This window comes from Nocardioides humilatus, from assembly GCF_008373755.1.
GTDB classification, from domain to species: domain Bacteria; phylum Actinomycetota; class Actinomycetes; order Propionibacteriales; family Nocardioidaceae; genus Nocardioides; species Nocardioides humilatus.
Genome location: NZ_VUJV01000010.1, coordinates 13,479 through 37,946 on the forward strand (window position 1 = coordinate 13,479; position 24,468 = coordinate 37,946).

Consider the following 24,468-nt stretch of genomic DNA (forward strand, 5'->3'; position numbering starts at 1 on the left):
GCCGTGAAACCGACGCGGTGGACATTCTTCCCATGAACACCACACCCACTCCCCCTCTGACCGCGACAGATCTCGCGGTCGACGCCTCCGGGCTGGTGAAGGACTTTGGAAGCTTCCGCGCGGTCGACGGCATCGACCTGCAGGTCCGCCGCGGCGAGGTCTTCGGCGTGCTCGGCCCCAACGGCGCCGGAAAGACCACGATGCTCTCGATGCTGGCGACCCTGCTCCCGATCGACGGCGGCAGCGCCCGGATCTTCGGCGTGGACGTCGCCTCGTCCCCTCACCAGGTGCGGCAGCTGGTCGGCGTCACCGGGCAGTACGCCTCGGTCGACGAGAACCTCACCGCCTTCGAGAACCTCTACCTGTTCGGACGGCTGCTCGGACTGCCCAAGGCGAAGGCCAAGTCGACCGGCAGCGACCTGCTCGACCGGTTCGACCTCACCGACGCCGCCGACCGCAGGATCTCCAACTTCTCCGGCGGCATGCGCCGGCGCCTCGACCTGGCGGCCTCGCTCATCGCGCGTCCGCCGCTCACCTTCCTCGACGAGCCGACCACCGGGCTCGACCCGCGCACCCGCGGCCAGATGTGGGACACGATCCGCGAGCTGGTCGCGCAGGGATCGACGATCCTGCTCACGACCCAGTACCTCGACGAGGCCGACCAGCTCGCCGACCGCATCGCCGTCATCGATCGGGGACGCAAGGTCGCCGAGGGTACGGCGGACGAGCTGAAGGCGAGCGTCGGCAACTCGACGCTCCAGCTCCGCCTCGAGGACCGCGACGACACCACCCGCGCGGCGGCCGTCGTCGCGCGCGTCCTTGGAGAGCACCCCGTGCTCACCCCGGAGTCGGGCGGGCTCAACATCGCCCTCGCGGACGCCAACCGGGCTGCCGACGTACTCATCGCGCTCCGCGAGTCCGCGATCTCCATCAGCACGGCCGCGGTCCAGCAGCCCACCCTCGACGAGGTCTTCCTCGCGATCACCGGACACCACTCCGACAACGAGACCGAGGAGGTCGCATGAGCACCCAGACCCTGCTCCCTGACACCACCGCCAGCCACGCCCTCCCCGTCGACCGCGAGCTGAGCTCCCGGCCGAGCCTGGCCGAGACCTGGCAGCAGACCACAGCGATGGCCTGGCGGTCGGTGAAGAAGATGTTCCGCAACCCGGAGCAGTTCTTCGACGTGACGCTCCAGCCGCTGCTCTTCACCGCGATGTTCACCTACATCTTCGGCGGGGCGATCTCCGGCAGCGTCGCCGACTACATGCCGATCATCATCCCGGGCATCCTGGCCCAGACCGCGATCACGACCTGCATGGCCATGGGCACACAGCTCCGCGAGGACATGGACAAGGGCGTCTTCGACCGGTTCCGATCGCTGCCGATCGCCCGGATCGCGCCCCTGGCCGGCCCCGCGCTCGCCGACGTGATCCGCTACGTCATCGCGTCGACGTTGACCATCATGGTCGGCCTGGCGATGGGCTACCGCCCCGGCGGCGGCTTCTTCGGCACCCTCGCGGCGTGGGCGCTCACCATCTTCGCTGCGTGGTCGCTGGCCTGGATCTTCACCTGGCTCGGCACCGTGATGCGGACGGCCCAGGCTGTCCAGGGCACCGCGATGCTGATCATGTTCCCGCTGACGTTCCTGTCCAACGCGTTCGTCCCGGAGGACACCCTCCCCGGCTGGCTGCACGCCTTCGTCCAGGTCAACCCGGTCTCCCACGTGGTCACTGCGGTGCGCGACCTGATGAACGACGGTTCCTTCACCGCCGAGGTCGGCTGGGCCCTGCTCGGCTGCACCGCCGTGGTCGCGATCTTCGCGCCGCTCGCGGTCCGGTCGTACAGCAAGAAGATCTGAGGACTCAGACGTAGAGCCGCGCCAACAGCGCCCGGGCCTCCTCCAGGAGGTCCGGGCCGCGGCGCGGGCCGTAGTCGCCCTGCAGCCGAGCCAGCTCGCCCGGCGCCGCGGCCTCGGCAGCGGCGACCGCCGCGTCCCAGGACACGGTCGGGTTGAACCGGTTGTAGGCGAACCGCTCGGCCAGCACCAGCAGGTGGACCGCGTCGGTGGCCGGGAGCGTCCCGCGATGGAGCCCCCACGTGCCGAGCGCGAAGAGCAGGGTGCCGAGGACCGGGAAATCGAGGTCGCCGCCGGCCTCGATCACCTTCGGCGCCTTCGTCAGCAGGCTGTCGTAGTAGGCCGACCCCGCGTCACCGCTGTCGAACCGAGCGTGGGTCACCACCGCGATCGACTCACCGAAGACGACCCACGGAGCCAGGTCGGACGTGGCCACCCCGGGGAAACGCAGGGCGATCAGCTCGTCGGCGGCAGCACGCGACAGTCGCAGGCCCGCCTCGATGTCACCCCGAGCGATCATCAGCTCGGCACGGGCGGACAGCACGGTGCCGGCGGTGCCATAGCCGAAGGTACGGCGCGGGTGCGCCTCCACGCGCTCGATGATCCGCTCTGCCTCGGCCAGATCACCATCACGTACGGCGACCATGGCGAGCAGCGACTCCGCCTGCAGCGCGTCGTCCTCAGCCCCGAGCCGCCACAGCACCGGAAGGGCTTCGCGCAGGTGCGCGGCCGTCTCCTCGGCGCGACCGAACTGGGCGTAGAGGCCGGCGAGCTGGGTGTGGCCGATGGCCCGGGTCCACGGGCCGAGGCTGTCGTCGGCGAGCGCCAGGCCACGCTCGGAGAAGTCGATGGCACTCTCGGGGTCACCGGAGTTCTCGCACTCATGGCTCAACCACTGCAGGGCGACCGCCTGCACCCGCGGGTCGGGGTCGTCGACCAACAGGCGGGCCTCGCCACGGTCCTGGCCGGGCCCGACGGCGAGGACGACGACCAGCATCGCCCGGAGAGCCGGCGATGCCGCGTCGGGTCCGAGGACGCCGAGCATCCGGTGCAGCTCGGCGGCGCTGTCGAGACTGGCGATCGTCGAGTTGATCAGCGTCATCGCCAAGGTGGCGCGGGCGTCATCGAGCCGTTCGGGCGGCGGCGTCCAGTCGCGGAGGGCGTCGGCGATCGCCTCAGCCAGGAGTACGACGCGCGGGTGGTCGCCCCGGATCGACCAGTAGCTGCCGAGGCCCGAGAAGATCGCGACCACGGCCGACCGGTCCGGCCCGGCCAGCGCCTGCCGGAGAGCGTCGGCGAGGTTGTTCTCCTCGGCTTCGAGGGCGTCCACGGCGTCGTACTGCTCGAGGCTGAAGAGCCGCCCGCCGTGCTGCTGGGCGAAATCCACGGCCCACTGACGGTGGTCGGCCAGCGTCGCTGCCTCCTCGCCCGCCTCGACTAGGCGCATCCGGCCGAACTCACGCACGGTCTCGAGCATCCGGAAGCGCGCACCCGTCGGGGTGTCGGCCACGGTGAGCAGCGACTGGGTCACCAGCCGCTCGAGGGATCCGACCCCACCCCTACCGAGCATCGAGACGGCAGCGTCGGCCGAGAAGCCGTCGTGGAAGACCGACAACCGCTGCAGCGCCCGCTGGTCGGCGACGTCGAGGAGGACCCAGGACCACTTGATGACCGCGAGGAGGGTCTGGTGCCGGTCGGGCGCGGTGCGGTCACCGCCCTGGAGCAGCGCGAAGCGGTCCTCGAGTCGTCGGTCGATGTCGGCGACGCTCATCGCGCGGACCTTGACCGCCGCGAGCTCGATCGCGAGGGGCAGACCGTCGAGCCGGGTGACGATGCTGGCGACCGCGTCGTCAGGGGTCGCAACGCCGGGACGCGCTGCCTCGGCTCGATCCCGGAACAGCCGCGCTCCGTCGATGGCGTCGAGACGGCCGAGCGGGAAGACCTGCTCGGCACCGATCTCGAGCGGCGCGCGCGTCGTCGTGAGCACCCGCAGGGTCGGCACGCTGGCGACCAGGAAGGCGACCAGGTCGGCGACCGCCTCGACGACGTGTTCGCAGTTGTCGATGACGAGCAGGGTCGGGGCCGACTCGAGGGACTGGGCAATGCGGGTGCGCACGTCACGCAGCTGGGCGGTCGTCAACACCCGGCGGCCCGTCACCGAGTCGCGCACGCCGAGGACCGACCCGACCTCGGCGACCACGTCGGCCGCGTCGGCGACGCCGACCAGCTCGACCACGTGCACCACCGGCTGGTCGGCTTGAGCCGCCACCAGCTGCGCCAGCCGGGTCTTGCCGAGGCCGCCCGGTCCGAGGATCGACACGACCCGGTGTCGCTCGAGGCTGGCTCGTAGCGCGCGCACGTCGTCGTCGCGCCCGACCAGCGTGGAGGCGTAGTGCCGGATGCCGGACCGCACCGGACGGTCACGAGCGAGCAGTTCCAGGTGGAGCGCCTGCATCTCGGGGCTCGGGTCTACGCCGAGCCGCTGGCGCAGGTGCTCGCGGTAGCGCTCGTAGCGGTCCAGGGCAGCAGGTACGCCGTGCACCGCCGCCACGGCGCGCAGCAGCGCTGCCGCGACCTGGTCGTCGGAGCCCTCGGCGTCGGCGCGGAGGAGCAGGGGCAGGGCTTCGTCGTACTGACCCTCGGCGGCCAGCCGCAGGCCCAGCGGCCGCACCGCCCAGGCGTCGACGTCCTCCTCGGCCAGGTCGAGGCGATAGCCACCGGGCGTGCGGACGATCGCCTCGCTGGACGTCGCCGTGCGGGCCCGCGACACGACGACCTGGAGCGCCTTGGCCGGGTGAGCAGGCGCCTCGTCGATCCCCCAGACCTCGTCGGCGAGGCGGGCGTCGGACACCGGACGTCCCGCCGCCTCGACCAACGCCCGGAGGAGGGCGTGCGTCCGCTCCCCCGGAATCGCTGCGCCGTCCCAGGTGACCTCGTCGAGGACCGTGAGTCTCACCGCCGAGCGCGGCCCGTCACTAGCGCTGCACCGCTCCGGCGACCTCTGCGGCGCGAGCGACCGCCGCGTCACGTGCGGCGCTCGTCTCGGCTTCGGTGAGCGTGCGGTCGGGAGCGCGGAAGCGCAGCGCGAACGCCAGCGACTTCTTGCCTTCCCCGACCTGCTCGCCGGTGTAGACGTCGAAGAGCCGCACCGACTCCAACAGGTCTCCGGCACCTTCCCGCAGGGCGGCCTCGACCGTCGACGAGGGCACGTCGTGGGCGACGACCAGTGCGACATCTTCCTTGGCCACCGGGAGCGACGAGAACGCCGGACCCGGGGTGACCGCGGTGGCGTGGGCCATGAGGACGTCGAGGTCGATCTCGACGGCCGCGCTCCGCGCGGGCAGGCCGTAATGGGCGCAGACCTGCGGGTGCAGCTCGCCGGCGTGGCCCAGCTGGACGCCGGCGACCGAGAAGGACGCGCAACGTCCGGGGTGCCACGGCATCAGCTGGGTCTGGCTGGTCTCGATCGCCACCCCGAGCTCGGTCGCGAGGATGCGGACGATCTCGATCGCGTCGGCCCAGCCCGCGTCACGGCCGGCGCCCCACCAACCGCCGCGTTCGCGCTCACCGGCGAGGACGACCGCCAGGTGCAGGGGCTGCAGGGGCAGCGCCTCGATGAGCTTGTCGAGCTCGGCCGGGTCGGGGCGACGGTCGACGCCGTAGATCGGCGCCGGACCACGGTCGACCGGGAAGGCGACGGTCGCGGTCTCGAAGAGAGCGACGCCCGGGGCGCCGCGGCCGACGTTGCGACCGGCAGCCTTGAGGACGCCGGGCAGCAGCGTGGTCGTGAAGGCCGGCTCCTCCGCGGAGAGCGGGTTGGCCAGCGGGACCGTGTGGCGGCGGGCGTCGTCGGCAGGCAGGCCGAGACCGTCGAACGTCGCAGCGCCCACGAAGGGGAAGCTCACGACCTCGACGCAGCCAGCGCCGGCCAGCGTGCGGCCGATGCGGCGGCGCAGGTGCTGGTTGCGGGTCAGGCCACGACCGGCGGCCTCCCGCGGCAGGACCGAGGGCACCTGGTCGTAGCCGACGATCCGGACGACCTCCTCGACCAGGTCGAACGGGTCGGTGATGTCGGGCCGCCACGGCGGCGGGGTCACGGTCACGCCGTCAGCGTCGGCGTCGACTGTCGCGCCGATCGCCTGCAGGTGAGCGACGACCGTCTCGGAGTCGATGTCGATGCCGCTGACCCGCGCGGGAAGGTCGTAGCCGATGCGCACCTGGGGCGATGCCGGTGGCGTGCCGACGACGGTGACGCCCGGCTGTGCCGTGCCGCCTCCGAGCTCCACGAGGAGCTCGACGACCCGGTCGGCCGCGGCCTCGCAGATGGTCGGGTCGACGCCGCGCTCGTTGCGCTTGCCGGCCTCCGAGCTGATCTTGTGGCGCTTGCCGGTGCGGAACATCGAGACCGCGTCCCAGTGCGCCGCCTCGACCAGCACGTTGGTCGTCGTCGCCGACATCTCGGTGGTCTCGCCACCCATGACACCGCCGAGGCCGATGATCCCGGAGTCGTCGGTCACGACGAGATCCTCCGGCGAGAGGACGCGCTTCGCGCCGTCGAGCGTCGTCATCTGCTCGCCCTCGGCCGCACGCCTGACCCGGATCGGCCCCTGCAGCTTGTCGAGGTCGTAGCCGTGGATCGGCCGGCCGGTCTCGAGCATCACGTAGTTGGTGATGTCGACTGCCAGGGAGATCGGACGCATGCCGGCGTGGGTGATGCGCTCGGCCAGCCACGCCGGGGTGGTCGCCGACGGATCGAAGCCGGTGACCGTGCGGGCGACGAAGACCGGGCAGCCGGCCGGGTCGTCGACGACGACCTCGTAGCCCTCGCCGTTGGCGGCAGGGGTCGAGCGGAGCGCCGGGTCACGGTAGGTGCCGTCGAAGGCGAGTGCCGCCTCCCGGGCGACGCCACGGAGGGACAGGCCGTAGGCGCGGTCGGGGTTGATCTCGAACTCGATGACCTCTTCGTCGAGGCCGAGCACCCCGAATGCGTCGGTGCCGGGCTGCCCCGCGTCGGCCGGCAGCACGATGATGCCGTCGTGGTCGTCGCCCAGACCCAGCTCGCGGGCCGAGCAGATCATCCCGGACGACAGGTGGCCATAGGTCTTGCGCGCGGAGATCTCGAAGTTCCCCGGCAGCACGCCGCCCGGAAGGATCACGACGACCAGGTCGCCCGGCGCGAAGTTGTGGGCGCCGCACACGATGCCCTGGGGCTCCCCCGTGCCGTTGGCGTCACCCACGTCGACGGTGCACCAGTTGATGGTCTTGCCGTTCTTCTGCGGCTCGGGCTCCATCGTCAGCACCTTGCCGACGACGAGCGGACCGGTGATGCCGTCAGCCGCGCTGTGGATCGCTTCGAGCTTGAGCCCGAGGTCGGTCAGCCTGTCGGTGAGCTGCTCGGTCGTCACCGTGGCCGGCAGGTCGACGTAGTCCCTGATCCAGGAGAGGGGGGCCTTCACAGTTCACTCCCGAATGCCGTGGTGAAGCGGATGTCGCCCTCGAAGAGCGCGCGCAGGTCGGACAGGCCGTGCCGGAACATCAGCGTCCGGTCGATGCCCATGCCGAAGGCGAAGCCGGTGTAGCGCTCCGGGTCGACCCCGCAGGCGGTCAGGACGCGCGGGTTGACCACGCCGCAGCCGCCCCACTCGATCCAACCCTCGCCCCGGCAGGTCCGGCACGACGCCGCGTCGACGCCCTTGCAGACGAAGCAACGCAGGTCGACCTCGGCCGAGGGCTCGGTGAAGGGGAAGTACGACGGCCGGAACCGGGTCGTGATGCCCTCGCCGAACAGCTGGGTGGCGAAGTGGTCAAGGGTGCCCTTGAGGTGGGCCATCGAGATGCCCTCGTCGATGGCGAGGCCCTCGACCTGGTGGAACATCGGGCTGTGAGTGGCGTCGTACTCGTCGGTGCGGAAGACGCGCCCCGGGCAGACGACGTAGATCGGCGGGGTGCGGGTGAGCATGGTGCGCGCCTGCACGGGTGAGGTGTGGGTGCGGAGCACGACGCCGCTGCCCTCGGGCGCGGTCCAGAACGTGTCCTGCATGGTGCGGGCCGGGTGGTCGGCCCCCAGGTTGAGGGCGTCGAAGTTGAGCCACTCGGCCTCGATCACGGGACCCTCGGCGACCTCCCAGCCCATCGCGACGAAGATGTCGGCGATCAGCTCGGAGCCGGTGGTGATCGGGTGGCGCGCACCGGCCGGACGACGGTCCGTCGGGAGGGTGACGTCGACCGTCTCCTCGACCAGGATCCGCTCCTCGTGCTCGGCCTCGAGCACCTCCTGCCGGGCAGCCAACGCCTGGTTGACGGCACCGCGCGCCTGGCCGACGCGCTGGCCGGCCTCCTTGCGCGCCTGCGGCGGCAACGCGCCGATCTCCCGGTTGGCCAAGGCGAGCGGCGAGCGGTCGCCCGCGTGCTCGGTCCGGACGCGCTTCAGGTCCTCCAGGTCGCTGGCCGCGGCAATCGCGGCGAGCGCCGCGTCACGGGCCGCGTCGACCTCTTCGGGCTGCACGGCAGCAACCTCCACGGGGTCGTAATCGGTATTGGGTCCGGACACGGGCGCCAGTCTAGGAAGCAGCGAACCCGCGCCGCTAACCGGTTACCTCGGTACCGTTCCGGCAGGCGTCACGAGACGGGGGACAGAAATGACCAGAGACGACGAGATCACTGAACTGCGCGCGGCGCTGAGCGAGCTCCAGGAGGAGGTCGCACGTCTGCGGGCCGACGCGCGACGGCGTGAGGACGGCCGAGGTGCCCACCTCGACGATCCTCTCGCGGCGACCGCTCCCGTCGGACGGGAGCCGAATCGCCGCGGTCTGATCAAGTACGCGGCGGCCGGGACCTTCGGGGTGGCCGCGTCCCTCGCCGCAGGTTCGTCGAGCCCTGCCGCGGCGGCGGACGGCACTTTCGACCGGCTCACCGTCAATGACCGCTCCGAGTTCAATCAGCTCGTCTTCGTCAGCCACGGCCACCAGGTCGGCACCAGCAGCGGGAGCTTCGGCTGGGGAGCCCGCTCCATGTCCACCGTCGGCGTCGACTCCCACACGCTCAACGACCAGGCAGCCTTCTCCGGCAACGCCTTCTCCCACGACGGCGAGGACGCCGGGACCGGTGTCGTGGGCCAGTCCAGCACCCGCAACGGCGGTGGCGGATCGGCCACCATCGGAGTGCACGGCCTTGCCGACGGCGGAGGCGTGGGAGTTTTCGGCGAGGGCTTGTTCAACGGAGCCACGGGCGTTCGGGGCGAGTCCAACACCGGCATCGGGGTCGAAGGCAGTTCGGCCGCGACGACCGGGGTGTTCGGCTACTCCGAGTCGCCCACCGGCGGTGGCGTCAGCGGGCTCGGGGCACGAGTCGGCGTCGAAGGCGAGACCGAGGCGGGTGTCGGGGTGAAGGGCTTCTCCCAGACCGGCAACGGAGTCGAAGGCCGCTCCCAGGCGCTCTACGGGGTCCGAGGCGACAGTCGCGACAGCTACGGGGTCTACGGCCGCTCCACCACCGGCACCGGCGTGTTCGGCGCGGGCGTGCGCGGTGCCCAGTTCGACGGTACGGCGGCAGCCCTGCGCCTGGCCCCCAAGGCTGCCGCGACGCATCCGACCAGCGGCCTCGCCGGCGATCTCTACGTCGACGGGTCCAAGCGGCTCTGGTTCTGCAAGGGCGGGAGGGCCTGGGTCCAGCTCGCCTGAGCCCGACCTCAGTGGGCGCCCGTTGCGGGGAACGTCACCCGGACCCTGGCGCCACCGCCTGGCCGGTCGTCGATGCAGACGCTCCCTCCGTGGGCGCGGACCAGCCCGTTGACGATGTAGAGCCCGAGCCCCGACCCGCCGCCTGCGCTCGCGGTCCAGAACTTCGTGAACACCCGCGCGCGGAGCTCGGCCGGGATGCCGTCGCCGCCGTCGGTGACCCGGACCGCGACGAACGCCGGATCTTCGGGGTCGACGGCAACCGCCACTTCCACGTCACCTTCGCCGTGCTTGACCGCATTCTCGACGAGATTGGTGATGACCTGGATGACCTTGTCGGGGTCGGCGGCGACCTGCGGGACGTCGCTCGCGATCAAGGTGATCCGACGTGAGGTCGCGTGCTGGACCGAGGCCACCACGCGCTCGGAGAGGACGACCAGGTCGCACGGACGCGGGTGGATCTGGAGCCTGCCGGTGTCGATCCGTGCGACGTCGAGGAGCTCGGCGATCAGGCGGGTCAGACGGTCCGCATCGGAGGCGACGGTCGTGAGCATGAGCTTCTTCTGCTCGTCGTTGAGCTTGTCCCACCGGTTCAGAAGCGCGTGCACGAACCCGCGCACTCCCGTCAGTGGCGAGCGCAGCTCGTGCGCGACGGTGGCGACGAGGTCGGACCGCTCCCGGTCCAGCCGGGCTCGCCCGCGCCCCGACCGAAGGCTGACCGCGACCGTGTCGACCGGGCCGGTCCCGTTGCGGTGCAATCGAGCGGCCACCAGCACTTCCGAGCCGTCCGGCAGCAACCACTCCTGCTCCGGCACCCCGGTCCGACTGGGCAGGCCTTCGTAGGGCAGGTTGCAGGCGACCCAGCCGTTGCCGTCGTGGTCGCTCAGCGCGAGCACCACCTCGAGCGGCTGACCGATCACGTCGTCGGGCAGGCCAAGCATCCGTCGCGCCATCTGATTGACCGTGACGACCCGTCCCTCGGCATCAGCCAGGACGACTCCGTCAGGGAGTGCGTCCAGGTGGTCGTGGCCCATGCACCGACCCTAGATGACCGTGGTCACGCCGGCGGCCCGGCTTCGGCCGCGACCTCCTCTGCCAGCGGGTTGCGGGGCACCGCCAGCACGTTCTCGAGCAGCAGCGCGACCAGCACGCCGCCGAGGAGCAAGAGCGCGACCGCGACCCGCCAGCCGAGGGCGAAGCCGTCGGTGAACGCCTCTGGCGGCAGCACCCCGTCCTCGATCTGGTGCTGGGCGTGGGTCAGCGCGATCGTCACGATCGTGGCGAGGCCGAGGGCACCACCGACCTGCTGCATGGCATTTTGCACACCGGATGCGAGCGAGGAGTCCTGACCGGTGACCTCGTGGAGCGAGGCGTTGCCGTAGGCCGGGAAGCTGATGCCCGAACCGAAGGCGAGCAGCAACATGCCCGGCAGGATCCCCGACACGTATTCGGTGTCGGTCGACACCATGCTGGTGAGCGCCAACCCGGCCGCGCAGAGCAGGAACCCGGCGGTGAGGATCGTGCGCACGCCGAGGCGCGGCATCATCGCCGTGCTGAAGCCGATGCCGGCACCGATCGTCAGACCCAGCGGGAGGTAGGACAGGCCCCCCTCGATCGGTGAGTAGCCGAGCACCTGCTGCTCGAACAGCGTCAGCAGGAAGAAGTAGGAGAAGAATCCGGCCGCGAAGAAGAGGGTCACGAAGTTGGTCACGACCCGGGTGCGGTTGCGGAAGAACGAGAGCGGGATCAACGGGTCGGTGGCCCGCGACTCGATGAACACCATCAGCGCGATGAGGACGAGGCCACCGAGGAGCGGGACGAGAACGTTGCTCGACCCCCAGCCGTGGTCGACCGCCTCGAGCAGGCCGTAGACGATCGCGATCAGACCGGCCGTGCCGGTGAAGGCGCCCGCGACATCGGGACGGTGCTGCGACTCGCGCTCCATCCGGCTCTCGGAGACCAAGCGGGGCACGACGATCAGCGCGAACGCCGCAACGGGCAGGTTGATGTAGAAGATCCACCGCCAGTCGGCCAGCTCGGTGAGGAACCCGGAGATCACGGTGCCGCTGGTGCCGCCGAGCCCGGCGATCCCGCCCCAGATGCCGAGCGCCTTGATGCGCTCCTGGGGGTCGGGGAACATCAACGCGATGAGGCCCAGCGACGCCGGTGCGGCGAGCGCCTCTCCCATGCCCTGGGCGAAGCGGGCGAACACGAGCATCTCCGCGTTGACCGCGGCGCCACAGGCGGCGGACGCGGCACCGAAGAGGATCACGCCGAGGAGGAACACCTTCTTGCGGCCGATCATGTCGGCGAGACGGCCACCGAGCAGGAGCAGGCCGCCGGCCATCAGGACGTAGCCGTTGACGACCCAGGCCAGGCCCGTCTCGGAGAAGTGCAGGTCCTTCTGGATGTCGGGGAGCGCGACGTTGACCACCGTCACGTCGAGGATGAGCATGAACTGGATGAGCCCGAGGACACCGAGCGCCTTCCAGCGGCGGGGGTCCGAGGCCGTCGTCTCGACGGGGTCTGTCGTCATGGCTCCAGCCTTGCAGCGGCCACCGACAGTGGGTCTCGAATCGACCTACTTCCGGTGAACCTTTGCACTGGCGTAGAGACACAGCGCCGCTGCGGTCGCCAGGTTGAGGCTCTCGGCGCGTCCGTAGATCGGGATCCGCACCCGGTGGTCGGCGAGCTCCAGCAGTTCGTCCGGCAGTCCGCGCGCCTCATTTCCGAACAACCAGGCGACCCGCTGTCGGAGTACGTCGTCGGCTGTGAAGAGGTCGAGTTCTCCCCCACCGTCTGCGGCGAGGACGACCCACCCGGCTTCCTGGAGACCGCGGACCGTCGCTGCGGGATCCGGATCGACGGCGAACGGGACGTGGAACAGGCTCCCCACACTTGCCCGGACGGCCTTGGGATTGTAGGGATCGACCGAGTCGCTCGTGAAGATCACGCCATGCGCTCCGGCAGCGTCTGCGGTTCGCAGGATCGTGCCCGCGTTTCCGGGATCGCGGATCTCGTCACAGATCACGATGGGGCCGTTGGCGTCGGCGAGGTCGTCGAAGGCCTGGTCGAACATTCGGCAGACGGCCACGACCCCCGCCGGGCTGACCGCCTCGGACAGGGACGCCAGGGCCCGCTCGTCGACGAGGGTCACGTCGACGGCAGCCAGCAGGCCGGCGTACTGCTCGGCGCCGGCGGGCGTGGCGAAAACCTCGACCACGCGATCAGGTGCCTCGAGAGCACCCTCGACGGCCTTGGGGCCGTCAGCAAGAAAGAGCCGCCGCTCGGTGCGGACCGAGCGGCGGCTCAACTTCCTTGCCTCTTTCACACGGGTGTTGCCCGCGGTCAGAGGGGTCATGCCAGGGTTGATCAGCGGATCAGGCCGAAGCCTCGGCCGGGGCGTTGACGTCCTCCGGCAGGGCGGCCTTGGCCTGGGCGACGATCGCCGAGAAGGCGGCCGGGTCGTTGACGGCGAGGTCGGCGAGGATCTTGCGGTCGACCTCGATGCCGGCCAGGTTGAGGCCCTGGATGAAGCGGTTGTAGGTCAGGCCCTCCGCGCGAGCGGCGGCGTTGATCCGCTGGATCCACAGACGGCGGAAGTTGCCCTTGTTCTTCTTCCGGTCGTTGTAGCTGTAGACCAGCGAGTGGGTGACCTGCTCCTTGGCCTTGCGGTAGAGGCGCGAGCGCTGGCCGCGGTAGCCGCTGGCGCGCTCGAGGGTGGTCCGGCGCTTCTTCTGCGCGTTTACCGCGCGCTTGACGCGTGCCATCTTCTAACTCCTTGTTTCAGTGCTCAGTGCTCAGTGGCGAGTGCCGGTCAGAGACCGAGCATCTTCTTCGCGCGCGGGACGTCGTTCTTGGCGACCTCGACGGTGCCGGTCAGGCGGCGGGTGACCTTCGAGGCCTTCTTCTCCAGGTTGTGGCGCTTGCCGGCCTTCTCCCGCAGGATCTTGCCGCTGCCGGTCACCTTGAACCGCTTGCTGGCACCGGAGTGCGTCTTGTTCTTCGGCATCTCTTCGCTATCTCTCTACTTACAGGTCGATGTCGGGGTCGAGCGCCTCGTTGGCGCGCTTCGGCTTCTTCTGGTCCGGCGAAGCCGGCTGGTGGGCGACGCGCTCGGCGTGCTCGGCTGCCTTCTCGGCATCCCGCTCGGCGGCGGCCTCCTGCTTGGCGGCCTTCACCTCCAGCTTGGCGTCAGCCTTCTTCTTGTTCGGGCCCAGCACCATGATCATGTTGCGGCCGTCCTGCTTGGGCGAGGACTCCACGAAGCCCAGCTCCGAGACGTCCTCGGCCAGCTTCTGCAGCAGGCGGAAACCCAGCTCGGGGCGGTGCTGCTCGCGACCGCGGAACATGATCGTGATCTTGACCTTGTCGCCGGCCTTGAGGAACCGCACGACGTGACCCTTCTTGGTCTCGTAGTCGTGCTGGTCGATCTTCGGCCGCAGCTTCATCTCTTTGATGATGACGTTGGTCTGGTTCCGTCGTGCCTCACGGGCCTTCTGGGCGTTCTCGTACTTGAACTTCCCGTAGTCCATGAGCTTGCAGACGGGCGGCTTGCCCATCGGAGCGATCTCGACGAGGTCCAAGTCGGCTTCTTGCGCCAGCTTGAGAGCCTGGTCCGTCGGGACGATGCCCACGGTCTCGCCGTTGGGTCCCACGAGTCGGACCTCGGGTACCCGGATCCGCTCGTTGATACGCAGCTCGGTGCTGATGTGTCCTCCAGTGTCGTTGGTGTCAGTCGCTGTTGTGCTTCTCGGGATCTGTCCTGAAAAGCACGAACGGCTCCCGCTCATCAAGCGGAAGCCAGTCACGACACCTTCACCGCACGCTCACGCGCACGACCTGGTCTCTGGAACCGGACCCGACGATCTTCTCCCCAAAATCTGGCGGGGCTTGGGCGATCGATGCGGGTGGGAGAAGATGTCTTGCCTGATCTCCGCTTGTGGACCTGTCACCCCATTGCTGTGATGACAGATCGGTCAACGGGGAATGCTACCCGAATCATTCCGGGACCGCAGAATCCTCAGCCGCCCAAGAGCTCGCGCTTGGCGATGGCGAACTCCTCGTCGGTCAGCTGGCCCTTCTCATGGAGGTCGGCGAGCTGCTGGAGCGCCGCCGTCACGTCGCGCCCGCCTGCGGACGTCGAGGTCGAGGCCGGGCGCGACGGCTCCGGTCGATAGGGCGCGTACGACGGTCGGGAGCCGGTGCCCTTCCAGCTGGTGAACCGCCAGGTGGTCCGGCCCGACGCCGACCCCCGCCCCGTCGCGGGCGCGGCCACGGGCGCGACCTGCGGCGTGGGCCCCCGTCCACGTCCGGCCTCGGCAGCCTCCATCCGTTGCGGCTTCGCCGGATCGACGACGACGCGGAACGACTCACCCGGGTCGGGGACGTCCCCGATCATGAAGAGATCGGAGTAGGAGGCCTCGTAGGGCGCCGCCCCGTCGTCCCGTTCGATCCGGACCCGGAGCTTGCGCTTGATGTAGACGTTGTTGACGACCACGTTCATCAGCGGCTTCTTGACCTCGAGCACCACAGCGGTGGCCCGGATTCCGTCACGCTGGAGACCGGCGGAGCTGGTCACCTTGTAGTCGATAACGAGCGCGATGAGGACCGCCGTCAGCACCAGGGCGATCTCCGCCGCGACATTCTCGAACGCCCAGTCGATGCCGAAGGGCAGCAGCGACACGGCGAACCACAGGACCATCGAGAGCGTCACGCCCTTCAGCTGGCGCGACAGGACCATGAAGAGGAGGAGCTGGACGACGAAGCCGACGATCCAGAGCGCGAGGACAGCGCCACTCGGCTCGCGCGCCTGGTCAGGCAGGAAGATCGCGACGGTGACGCCAGGGACGACCGTCGCGCACCACCAGCCGATCAGCAGCAGGCGCATCCTGGTCGGGTCCATAGCGGGATCGTGCCGTTGTTCAGCCGCCGCTGCCAGACCCTGCCGGAGGGTTTCCGAGCCAGGCCCAACCCCCGTCGGCCACCTGCACCGGCTGCCAGCCGGCAGCCAGTCGCTGGAGATCGTCCCCCGCCACCGTCAGCGAGTGGGGGCTGCCGACGTCGACCACGAGTGCGTCGGCGCCTTCTTGCACAGCGGTCGCCGCGGCCAGGGCGGTCGCGACCGGCACCGGGCGCGCCTCGGCGTCCCACGCGCGCATTGCGTCGGTCCCGGAGAAAGCGAGCAGTGCCTGGCGACCGTCGGGCGCCGTCAGCAGCACGGTCGCCATGTCGCTGGCCTTGTCGTGGGCCAGCCCGGCCTCGTCGTAGTCGACCTCGCCGAGGAGAGCGACCACCGGCACCAGCAACCGGGCCGCCGCCAGCGACGCGAGCACCGCCGGGTAGACGACCGCCCCGTCGGCGTACTGCTGGAGGGCGGCGAGCAACGCGGCGTCGGCCGCGCCGTCGTCATCGACGTACGGCGATCCCTGGATCAGGCGTTGCTGGGGGTGCTCCTCGGTCACGTGCCCATTGTCGCCGTGGCCGTGTCGCGAACCGACATCGACGTCACCTGCGTGAAACGATGACCGGATGTCGACCGACTCGATCTCTCGGAACCGCCTGGCGGCGCGCCTGGACGCCGCCGTGCGGTCGCACGGCGAGTCGCTGTCGACACCGGTCTTCGTCGTCGACGTCGACGCGTTCGACGCCAACGCCACCGACCTCGTGAAGCGCGCCGCAGGCAAACCCGTCCGCGTGGCGTCGAAGTCAGTCCGGGTGCCGGAGCTGATCAAGCGCGCCCTCAGCCACGACGGCTTCCGAGGCGTGCACGCCTACACGCTCGCCGAGGCGCTGTGGCTCGAGGAGAACGGCGTCGTCGACGGTGAGGTCGACGACATCCTCGTCGCCTACCCGAGCGTCGACCGCGCGGCGTTGAGCCGGTTGGTCGCCTCGCCCCGCGCTGCCTCGCGCATCACCTTGATGATCGACGACGTCGCCCATCTCGACGTCGTCGACTCCGTGCGCGCCTCGACAGCAGTGCCGGTCCGGGTCGCCATCGACGTGGATGCGGGCCTGGTCGTCGGCGGTCGCCACGTCGGACCGAAGCGCTCGCCGCTCTACGACGCCGCTGACGTGGTGGCCCTCGCGCGCACGGTCATCGCCCGTCCGGGCTTCCAGCTCGCCGGGGTCATGACCTACGAGGGTCAGGTCGCCGGGGTGCCCGACGCGGTGCCGCACCAGCGCGCGAAGTCGATGGTCGTCCGCCGGCTGAAGGACGCCTCGGTCGCCCAGCTCCGGGCCCGTCGCGCCGAGATCGCGGCGGCCCTTCGCGAGGTCACCGACCTTGCCCTGTGGAACGCCGGCGGCTCGGGCTCGCTGGAGTCGTCCGCGGCCGACCCCGAGGTCACCGAGGTGACCGCCGGCTCGGGGCTGCTCGTCCCCACGCTGTTCGACCACTACCAGGCGTTCCAGCCTCGTCCTGCCTCGTTCTTCGGGCTCCCTGTGACCCGGCGCCCCTCCGCGGACATCGCTACGGTGCACGGCGGCGGCTTCGTCGCGAGCGGTACTGCGGGCAGCGACCGGCTCCCCTCGCCGTGGGCGCCGGCCGGGCTCCACGTGACCGGCATGGAAGGCGCGGGCGAGGTCCAGACACCCCTGACCGGCCACCCCGCCGCACTCCTGCGCGTCGGCGACCTGGTGTGGTTCCGGCACGCCAAGTCGGGCGAGCCCTTCGAGCACACCGACCGCGTGCACCTGCTGTCGGGCGACACCTTCGTCGACACCGTGGCGACCTACCGGGGACATGGTCTCGTCTTCTGAGGCGGCGCCGGGCTCCCCGGAGGAGGCGGCCCGACTGGTCCTCGCCCTGGCTGCCGAACGTGGTCCGACGCTCGGGGCGACCCGCCTGATCTCGGTCGACGGCCCCGCCGGATCGGGCAAGTCGACGCTCGCAGCAACCCTGTCCGCGCTCGACCCCGCGTCGCACGTCGTCCACATGGACGAGCTCTACGACGGCTGGACCGGTCTCGGCTCGGTCTCACGTCAGCTCAGCACGCTCGTCCGGCCGCTGGCCCTCGGCCGGCCGGGCTTCTACCGGCGCTACGACTGGTTGAAGGGGCAGTTCACGGAGACCGTCGACGTCGAGCCACCGCCGCTGCTCGTGCTCGAGGGCGTGGGATCCGGGGCAGCAGAGCTGTCGACGATGATCACCGTGCTCGTCTGGGTGAGCGCGCCGCGCGACCTTCGTCGGGAGCGGGGTCTGGCGCGCGACGGCGAGGCGATCGCGCCCCAGTGGGACGGCTGGATGCGGCAGGAGGACGTCCACTTCGCCGACCAGCGCACAGCCGAACGGGCCGATGTGCTCGTGGACGGCACGGGCACCCGATCAGCCGAACGGATGATCCGCGACTGAGCCTGCGCCATTTCCCGCGCCGCGCCACTAGCCTTTCCCTGTGGGCGACGCAGGCTCCGCGGCGCTCCCGACCGGGCGGGTTGCACTGCTGTTCTCCGACATCGAGCGGTCGACCGCGCTCCTGAACCGTCTCGGACCGGCCTACGGCGACCTCCTCGACCAGCACGACGAGATCCTGCGACGCACCTTCGCGCAGCGCGGCGGCCACGAGTTCTCCAACGAGGGCGACTCGTTCGGGGCCGCCTTCGCCGACCCGGCTGACGCAGCGCAGGCGGCCCTGGAGGTCCAGGAACGGGTCGCCCGCCACGCCTGGCCGAGCGGCGAGCAGGTCCGGGTCCGGATGGGCCTGCATTACGGCGAGCCGAAAGTCCGCGGCAACGACTACTGGGGCGAGGACGTCCACTTCGCCGCCCGAATCTGCTCCGCCGCCCACGGCGGACAGGTGGTGGTGAGTGCCGCCATGCGCGCTGGCCTGGGCGCTGACGCGGCCGTCAGCCTCGGACACCACGGGCTCAAGGACTTCCCCACACCGCGCGAGCTCTTCCAACTGGTCTCCCCCGGCCACCCGCCCGAGCACTTCCCGGCGCCGACCACGCTGTCGACCTTCCACAACAACCTGCCCTCGATCGCAGCGCCGCTCATCGGCCGCGACGGCGTCGTGGCCGAGCTGTCGGAAATGCTGACCACGGGCCGCCGGCTCGTCACGGTCATCGGGCCGGGCGGCATGGGCAAGACCCGCCTCGCGGTCGCCGTCGGTGAGCGGCTGGCCACCGAGTTCGCCGATGGGGTTGCCTACGTGGCGCTCTCCCCCGTCGATGCCGACCACGCGCCGGCTGCGCTCGCCGAGGCGACCGGCGCGCCACTGGGTGGCGACCCGCTGCTCGCCGCGCGGGAGCACCTGCGCCATCGCCGGATGCTCGTCGTGCTCGACAACTGCGAACATCTCGTCGACGCCGCGGCGACCCTGGCACTCGACCTGCTCGAGCACTGCCCTGACGTCGCCGTCCTCGCGACCGCTCAGGTGCCGCTGGGGCTCTTCGAAGAGACCCTCCACCGGCTCGAACCTCTGACCTCGGGCGGCGGCAGCGACGGCGCCGGCGGCTCCGCGATCGAGATGCTGGTGGCCAGGTCGCAGGCCAGGGACAGCGCCTTCAGCGTCGGGGCGCACGGGGCCGACCGGGCGAGCGTGGAGCGGCTCTGCGCGCTGCTCGAAGGCCTTCCGCTCGCCATCGAGCTCGCCTCGGCCCGGATCCGCGTCTTCGGCGTCGAGCGGCTGGTCGCGGCGCTCGAGCGCGACGTCGACGCGCTCGGCAGCGCCGGGCGGGACATGCCCGCGCGACAGCAGTCGCTGCGGGCCGCGTTGGACTGGACCCTGTCCCTCCTCACGACCACCGAGCAGGACGTCTTCGCCGCCTTCGCCGCTTTCGCGGAGTCGTGGTCGATCGAGCAGGCTGAGGGGCTCTTCGACGGCGAGCTCGACGAGCTGGCCGTCTGGGACGCGCTCAGCCGGCTCATCGACGCATCCCTGGTCCTCGTCAAGGGAGATGGGCGCTTCGCGATGCCCGAGCGCGTACGACGGCACGCCGTCGAGCTCCTCGCCGCGTCACCGCTCGAAGATCGCCGACGCCGACGCCATGCGGAGGTCGTCGGCCAGGAGATGCGCGAGCTCACCCTGACCGCGCACGTCGACTACCGCAGGATGCTGGCCAACATCGCCGACCTCCTGCCCGAGGTCCTGCAGGCACTGCACTGGACCCGGGACACCGGCGACCATCGGCACCTCATCGGCCTCACCGCGCCCGGGCTGGCGAAGCTGGGCCGCCTGGCCGTAGTCGCCGAAGCGATCCCCGACCTCGTCATCGATGACGAGGCCCGGGGCTACGACGACGCAGCCGTGGCCTTCGCCGAGGGACTCCTCCACGGCATGCGCTGGTCGACCGACTCCGACGCCGAGGTGACCACGTTCGAGCGTGCGGCGCGCGGATATCTCGCGTTCGGCGACGTCCGCGAGGCGGTGATCGCCGGACATCGCGCCGCCGGGGCGCTGGAGGCGGCCGACCAGGTCGGCGCCGCCCTCGACCGGATGGACGAGATGGAACCGCTCGTCGACCTCATCGCGGACCCGCGCTGGCGCGAGGAGTGGGAGCGCCGGGGCGCGACCTTCTTCGAGCTCGACGCTGCTGGCCTGGAACACCGACGGCGGGTGCTCGCGCGGTGGGGCGTCGGCACCGGCACCTACTCCGTCGGCCACTCCTACAACGAGGCGATGATCGCGGGACTGAGCGGAGACCCGACGGCGGCGCTGGCTCTCAGCGAGCAGGCACTGCGCGAGGTCCCCCGCCAGCAGCTGAACCTCACCCTCGACCACGTGAAGTGCGTCGCTTGGCTGCTCGCCGAGACCGGACGTGGCGAACCGGCCGTCGAGCTGCACGCCGCGATCGATGCGGTCTACCGCGCTCGGACGGGCGCTGGGCACGGCGACGTCATGCCGGAGTTCACCCGGGCCTTTGCCGAGGCCGAGCAGCGCCTGGGCGACGAGGCAGCAGCCGCGGCGCAGGCCCGCGGAGCCGCGCTCTCCTACAGCGACCTCGTCGACCGTGCCCTGCAGTACGCCACCGGTGGTGTGAAGGCCTGAGCCTGGCTCAGCGTGCGGCGAGGAGCGCGCGCAGCTCGCCGACCTGGGTCTTTGCGCGCGGACCGTCGGAGGCGTGGATGCCCATCGCGGACATCGAGCTGCCGTCGTCGAGGTCGAGGGTCGGCCACGGTGCTCCCGGCGGCAGGTGGACCGCGACGACCTGTGCCCACGCGAGCTCGCGCTTGCGGTAGCCGTTGACCACCACCAGCCCGGTGTCGCTCGCGGTGATGCGTGAGCGGGCAAGGCCGTTGAGCAGCGCCACGCCGAGACCGATGAAGAAGATCACTGTGGCGCGCTGCAACGGGCTGACGGCGTCCTTGGTCTGCTGCGGGAAGGTCACCCACAACATCGCGAACGCGCCGATCAGCACGACGCTGAAGGCGAAGGCCGCGATCCGCGGGCCCAGCGGTCGCCAGGTCCGGGGCAGGCCCGGCTCCGGCGCGGCAGGCTCGGTCACAGGCGGCAGGCGTGGATGTCGGTGAGCAGGATCGCGCGGGCGCCGAGGTCCCAGAGCTCGTCCATCAGACGCTGGGCGCCGGCACGGGGCACCATCGCGCGGACCGCGACCCACCCCTCGCGATGCAACGGCGACATCGTCGGACCTTCGAGACCGGGCGTGAGAGCGACCGCGGCGTCGACCTTCGACGCCTCGATGTCGTAGTCCATCATCACGTAGCCGCGCGCCACCAAGACGCCGTCGACCCGGCGCTTGAAGATCTCGAACGCGGGCGAGCCGTTGCCGGCACGGGTGACCAGCACGGCCTCGGAGTCCAGGAGCGCCTCACCGAAGACAGCGAGCCCGGCCGCGCGCAGCGTGCTGCCCGTCTCGACCACGTCGGCGATCACGTCGGCGACGCCGAGCTGGATGCTGGTCTCGACCGCACCGTCCAGGCGCACCACGTGGGCCTCGATTCCCCGGGTGTCGAGGAAGCTCTGCACGATCCCCGTGTAGGAGGTCGCGATCCGCTTGCCCGCCAAGACGGCGAGGTCGGCGTCGGCCTCGAAGGCGCCCTGCGGGCCCGCGAAGCGGAAGGTGCTCCGCCCGAAACCGAGCGACATGACCTCCTCGGCCTTCGCGCCCGAGTCGAGCAGCAGGTCGCGACCGGTGATGCCGACGTCAAGGGTGCCCTCTCCGACGTAGAGCGCGATGTCGCGCGGACGCAGGTAGAAGAACTCGACGTCGTTCTCGGTGTCGAGGAGCCGCAGCTCCTTGGTGTCGGTGCGCTGCCGGTAGCCCGACTCCTTGAGGATGTCGGTGGCGGCCGCGGAGAGCGCCCCCTTGTTGGGGATCGCGATCTTGAGGCGGGTCATGGTGAAGTCCTAGAGGTGTGCGTAGACGTCGGCCGGCTCGAGGCCGAGGGCGAGCATGAGGACCTGGACGTGGTAGATCAGCTGGCTGATCTCCTCGGCCGCCCGGTCCTTGCCTTCATGCTCCGCGGCCATCCACGACTCAGCCGCTTCCTCGACCAGCTTCTTGCCGATCTGATGCACGCCGGCGTCGAGCGCCGCGACCGTGCCGGAACCGGCAGGGCGGGTCTGCGCCTTCTCGCTCAGCTCGGACCAGAGCTCGTCGAACGTCTTCACAGGGCTCAATGCTACGGCTGGTGCCGCTTGACCTTGCGCAGGGTCTGGGCGGTGAGAAGAGCGGCGGACGCTGCCTCGTAGCCCTTGTCCTCCACGGACCCCTCGATTCCGGCCCGGTCGAGCGCCTGCTGCTCGGTGTCGGTGGTCAGCACACCGAAGCCGATCGCCACCGTGTGGTCGAGCGCGACCCGGGTCAGACCGTCGGTCGCGGCGTTGCAGACGTAGTCGAAATGCGGCGTGCCGCCGCGGATGACCACGCCCAGCGCGATGACGGCGTCGTAGCCCTGGGCGGCGAGCGCCGAGGCAACGACGGGCAGCTCGAAGGCTCCCGGCACGCGTACGACGACCGGCGCCTCGACCTGGTGGTCCTTGAAGGCGCGCTGGGCGCCCGCGATGAGGCCATCCATCACCTGGGTGTGCCAGCTCGCGGCGACGACCGCGACGCGCAGGTCGTGGCAGTCGGTCGGCTGGGCGGTCGGGGCTCCGTGTCCGGCCATGTCAGTTGGCTCCTGCTTCTGCATCCAGGTCGAGGTCGGTCTCGAGGTCGGGGAGGTGGTGGCCCATCCGGTCACGCTTGGTCAGCAGGTAGGCCAGGTTGTGGTCGTTGGGGTGCGGGGTCAGCGGCACCCGCTCGGCGACCTTGATGCCGTAGTCCTCGAGGTTGCTGACCTTGTCGGGGTTGTTGGTCAGCAGCCGCACCTCGCCGATGCCGAGGTCCTTGAGGATCTGGGTCGCGGCGCCGTAGTGGCGCGCATCGGCGGGCAGGCCGAGGTCGAGGTTGGCGTCGACGGTGTCGCGACCGCCGTCCTGGAGCTGGTAGGCCTGCAGCTTGGCGACCAGGCCGATGCCACGACCCTCGTGACCGCGCAGGTAGACGACGACGCCGCGACCCTCCGCGACGATGCGGTCCATGGCCTCGTTGAGCTGGGGACCGCAGTCGCATCGGCTGCTGCCGAAGACGTCGCCGGTGAGGCACTCCGAGTGCACCCGGGTCAGGACGGGCTCCCCGTCGGACAGCTCGGCCGGGTCGCCGTACACCAGAGCGACGTGCTCGCTGCCGTCGACGGTGATCGTGTAGCCGTAGGCCGTGAAGTCACCATGGCTCGTGGGAAGACGGGTCTCGGCCTCGCGGATGACGTGGACCTCGGTGCGCCGGCGGTACTTCACCAGCTCCTCGATCGAGATCATCGCGAGGTCGTGCTCGTCGGCGAACGCACGCAGCTCCGGGGCCCGCTTCATGGTGCCGTCGTCGTTGACGACCTCGACCAGCACACCGGCCGGCGTGAGCCCGGCCAGCTTGGCCAGGTCGACGGCGGCCTCGGTGTGACCGCGACGGACGAGCACCCCGCCCTCGCGGTAGCGCAGCGGGAAGACGTGGCCCGGACGGGTGATCTCCCACGGCTCGGTGGCGGAGTCAGCCAGGACGCGCGCCGTGTGAGCCCGGTCGGCAGCCGAGATGCCGGTGGAGACGCCGTCGCGGGCATCGACCGAGATCGTGTAGGCCGTCCGCATCTTGTCCTTGTTGTGCGGCGTCATCAGCGGGATCTCGAGCCGGTCGAGCATGGCGCCGGGCATCGGCAGGCAGATGACACCGCTGCTGTAGCGGATCGTCCACGCCATCAGCTCCGGGGTCGCCTTCGCGGCGGCGAAGATGATGTCGCCCTCGTTCTCGCGCTCCTCGTCGTCGACGACGATGACGGCCTTGCCGGCAGCGATGTCGGCGATCGCGCGCTCGACGGGGTCGAGCCGGACCTTGCTGGACACCTTGCTGGACTCAGTCATTCTTGATCAGCCTTTCGACGTGCTTGGCGATGATGTCCGCCTCGAGGTTCACCGGGTCGCCGGGCTGCTTGAAGCCGAGCGTGGTGCGGGCGAGCGTTTCGGGGATGAGGGAGACGACGAGGCTCTCGTCGTGGAGCTCCGCGACGGTCAGCGAGATGCCGTCGACGGTGATCGAGCCGTGCAGGACGACGTAGCGCCGGATCTGCTCGGGGAGGGCGATCTCGACCAGCTCCCAGTGCTCGCCGGGCTCCCGCCGCAGGATCGTGCCGGTCGTGTCGACGTGCCCCTGCACGATGTGTCCGCCGAGGCGCGTGGTGGGCGTGCAGGCCCGCTCCAGGTTGACCCGGTGACCGACCTCCAGGGCGCCCAGCGAGGTCTTGTCGAGCGTCATCTTCATGACGTCGGCCGTGAACGAGCCCTCGCCACGGGTGGCGACGGTGAGGCAGCAGCCGTTGACGGCGATGGAGTCGCCGAGAGCGGCGTCGGTGGTGACGCTGCCCTCGACCGTCAGTCGTACGGCGTCGCTCTGCTCCTCGAGAGCCAGGACGGTGCCGAGCTCCTCGACGATGCCCGTGAACAT

The 24,468-nt window shown here is 70.5% G+C and carries 23 protein-coding genes; 6 read left to right on the forward strand and 17 right to left on the reverse strand.

Annotation, left to right across the window (positions count from 1 at the left end):
• Nucleotides 1-32: 32 nt before the first annotated feature.
• Both F0U44_RS21435 and F0U44_RS21440 read left to right on the forward strand, forming a co-directional pair.
• The gene (locus F0U44_RS21435; protein WP_149730440.1) at nt 33-1,025 is read left to right on the forward strand and encodes an ATP-binding cassette domain-containing protein; all 993 of its coding nucleotides are present in this window, start codon (nt 33-35) and stop codon (nt 1,023-1,025) included.
• A complete protein-coding gene (locus F0U44_RS21440) occupies nt 1,022-1,861 on the forward strand; it encodes an ABC transporter permease (RefSeq protein WP_149730441.1) in 840 nt (279 codons plus the stop codon). The genes F0U44_RS21435 and F0U44_RS21440 overlap by 4 nt, the downstream gene beginning before the upstream one ends.
• Before the next feature lie 4 nt (nt 1,862-1,865).
• Here the strand turns inward: F0U44_RS21440 and F0U44_RS21445 are convergent, their stop codons facing one another.
• Genes F0U44_RS21445 through pheS form a run of 3 tightly spaced genes read right to left on the reverse strand, consistent with a single transcriptional unit; the run spans nt 1,866 to nt 8,408 of the window.
• Nucleotides 1,866-4,814 carry an ATP-binding protein gene (locus tag F0U44_RS21445; RefSeq protein ID WP_149730442.1) on the reverse strand — a complete coding sequence of 983 codons (2,949 nt, stop codon included), beginning with the start codon at nt 4,812-4,814 and terminating at the stop codon, nt 1,866-1,868.
• A gap of 19 nt (nt 4,815-4,833) precedes the next feature.
• The gene (gene pheT / locus F0U44_RS21450; protein WP_149730443.1) at nt 4,834-7,314 is read right to left on the reverse strand and encodes a phenylalanine--tRNA ligase subunit beta; all 2,481 of its coding nucleotides are present in this window, start codon (nt 7,312-7,314) and stop codon (nt 4,834-4,836) included.
• Complete coding sequence (gene pheS / locus F0U44_RS21455; RefSeq protein WP_149730444.1) at nt 7,311-8,408, reverse strand: phenylalanine--tRNA ligase subunit alpha; 1,098 nt, start codon at nt 8,406-8,408, stop codon at nt 7,311-7,313. The genes pheT and pheS overlap by 4 nt, the downstream gene beginning before the upstream one ends.
• Before the next feature lie 88 nt (nt 8,409-8,496).
• Between pheS and F0U44_RS21460 the strand changes: the two genes are divergently transcribed.
• Nucleotides 8,497-9,537 (forward strand): hypothetical protein, encoded by a 1,041-nt coding sequence (locus tag F0U44_RS21460; protein ID WP_149730445.1) that lies wholly within the window; start codon nt 8,497-8,499, stop codon nt 9,535-9,537.
• Between the two features lie 8 nt (nt 9,538-9,545).
• On the opposite strand, the gene F0U44_RS21465 is transcribed toward F0U44_RS21460, so the two are convergent.
• The 8 genes from F0U44_RS21465 to F0U44_RS21500 form a co-directional block, all read right to left on the reverse strand.
• Nucleotides 9,546-10,568, reverse strand: coding sequence for a sensor histidine kinase (locus tag F0U44_RS21465; protein ID WP_149730446.1), 1,023 nt, complete (start codon nt 10,566-10,568; stop codon nt 9,546-9,548).
• Nucleotides 10,569-10,591: 23 nt separating this feature from the next.
• Nucleotides 10,592-12,070, reverse strand: a complete 1,479-nt coding sequence (locus tag F0U44_RS21470) for an MFS transporter (protein WP_149730447.1) — start codon at nt 12,068-12,070, stop codon at nt 10,592-10,594.
• A gap of 45 nt (nt 12,071-12,115) precedes the next feature.
• On the reverse strand, nt 12,116-12,895 hold the full coding sequence (locus F0U44_RS21475; protein WP_149730448.1) for a TrmH family RNA methyltransferase: 780 nt from the start codon (nt 12,893-12,895) through the stop codon (nt 12,116-12,118).
• Between the two features lie 19 nt (nt 12,896-12,914).
• On the reverse strand, nt 12,915-13,304 hold the full coding sequence (rplT, locus tag F0U44_RS21480) for a 50S ribosomal protein L20 (protein WP_149730449.1): 390 nt from the start codon (nt 13,302-13,304) through the stop codon (nt 12,915-12,917).
• A 47-nt stretch (nt 13,305-13,351) separates the two neighbouring features.
• A complete protein-coding gene (gene rpmI, locus F0U44_RS21485; protein WP_028654205.1) occupies nt 13,352-13,546 on the reverse strand; it encodes a 50S ribosomal protein L35 in 195 nt (64 codons plus the stop codon).
• A 19-nt stretch (nt 13,547-13,565) separates the two neighbouring features.
• Complete coding sequence (gene infC, locus F0U44_RS21490; RefSeq protein ID WP_246160746.1) at nt 13,566-14,192, reverse strand: translation initiation factor IF-3; 627 nt, start codon at nt 14,190-14,192, stop codon at nt 13,566-13,568.
• Between the two features lie 365 nt (nt 14,193-14,557).
• A complete protein-coding gene (locus F0U44_RS21495) occupies nt 14,558-15,439 on the reverse strand; it encodes an SHOCT domain-containing protein (RefSeq protein ID WP_223163793.1) in 882 nt (293 codons plus the stop codon).
• 19 nt (nt 15,440-15,458) lie between these two features.
• Nucleotides 15,459-15,998 carry an SseB family protein gene (locus F0U44_RS21500; RefSeq protein ID WP_149730451.1) on the reverse strand — a complete coding sequence of 180 codons (540 nt, stop codon included), beginning with the start codon at nt 15,996-15,998 and terminating at the stop codon, nt 15,459-15,461.
• 67 nt (nt 15,999-16,065) lie between these two features.
• On the opposite strand from F0U44_RS21500, the gene F0U44_RS21505 reads away from it, so the two are divergent.
• Genes F0U44_RS21505 through F0U44_RS21515 form a run of 3 tightly spaced genes read left to right on the forward strand, consistent with a single transcriptional unit; the run spans nt 16,066 to nt 20,522 of the window.
• The gene (locus tag F0U44_RS21505; protein WP_149730452.1) at nt 16,066-17,295 is read left to right on the forward strand and encodes an amino acid deaminase/aldolase; all 1,230 of its coding nucleotides are present in this window, start codon (nt 16,066-16,068) and stop codon (nt 17,293-17,295) included.
• Complete coding sequence (locus tag F0U44_RS21510) at nt 17,279-17,887, forward strand: nucleoside/nucleotide kinase family protein (RefSeq protein WP_149730453.1); 609 nt, start codon at nt 17,279-17,281, stop codon at nt 17,885-17,887. The genes F0U44_RS21505 and F0U44_RS21510 overlap by 17 nt, the downstream gene beginning before the upstream one ends.
• 40 nt (nt 17,888-17,927) lie before the next feature.
• A complete protein-coding gene (locus F0U44_RS21515; RefSeq protein WP_149730454.1) occupies nt 17,928-20,522 on the forward strand; it encodes an adenylate/guanylate cyclase domain-containing protein in 2,595 nt (864 codons plus the stop codon).
• A 7-nt stretch (nt 20,523-20,529) separates the two neighbouring features.
• Here the strand turns inward: F0U44_RS21515 and F0U44_RS21520 are convergent, their stop codons facing one another.
• From F0U44_RS21520 to F0U44_RS21545, 6 genes are read right to left on the reverse strand one after another with little or no spacing between them, the layout of a single operon-like run.
• Nucleotides 20,530-20,979, reverse strand: a complete 450-nt coding sequence (locus tag F0U44_RS21520) for a PH domain-containing protein (protein ID WP_246160747.1) — start codon at nt 20,977-20,979, stop codon at nt 20,530-20,532.
• Nucleotides 20,976-21,833 (reverse strand): ATP phosphoribosyltransferase, encoded by an 858-nt coding sequence (hisG, locus tag F0U44_RS21525; RefSeq protein ID WP_149730455.1) that lies wholly within the window; start codon nt 21,831-21,833, stop codon nt 20,976-20,978. Before hisG ends, F0U44_RS21520 begins: the two co-directional genes overlap by 4 nt.
• A gap of 9 nt (nt 21,834-21,842) precedes the next feature.
• Complete coding sequence (locus F0U44_RS21530) at nt 21,843-22,106, reverse strand: phosphoribosyl-ATP diphosphatase (RefSeq protein ID WP_149730456.1); 264 nt, start codon at nt 22,104-22,106, stop codon at nt 21,843-21,845.
• 11 nt (nt 22,107-22,117) lie between these two features.
• The gene (gene ribH, locus F0U44_RS21535) at nt 22,118-22,603 is read right to left on the reverse strand and encodes a 6,7-dimethyl-8-ribityllumazine synthase (protein ID WP_149730457.1); all 486 of its coding nucleotides are present in this window, start codon (nt 22,601-22,603) and stop codon (nt 22,118-22,120) included.
• A 1-nt stretch (nt 22,604) separates the two neighbouring features.
• Entirely contained in the window at nt 22,605-23,888 is a 1,284-nt protein-coding gene (locus tag F0U44_RS21540) for a bifunctional 3,4-dihydroxy-2-butanone-4-phosphate synthase/GTP cyclohydrolase II (protein ID WP_188113617.1), read from the reverse strand.
• Nucleotides 23,881-24,468: a riboflavin synthase gene (locus F0U44_RS21545; RefSeq protein ID WP_149730458.1), complete on the reverse strand. Its 588-nt coding sequence runs from the start codon at nt 24,466-24,468 to the stop codon at nt 23,881-23,883. Before F0U44_RS21545 ends, F0U44_RS21540 begins: the two co-directional genes overlap by 8 nt.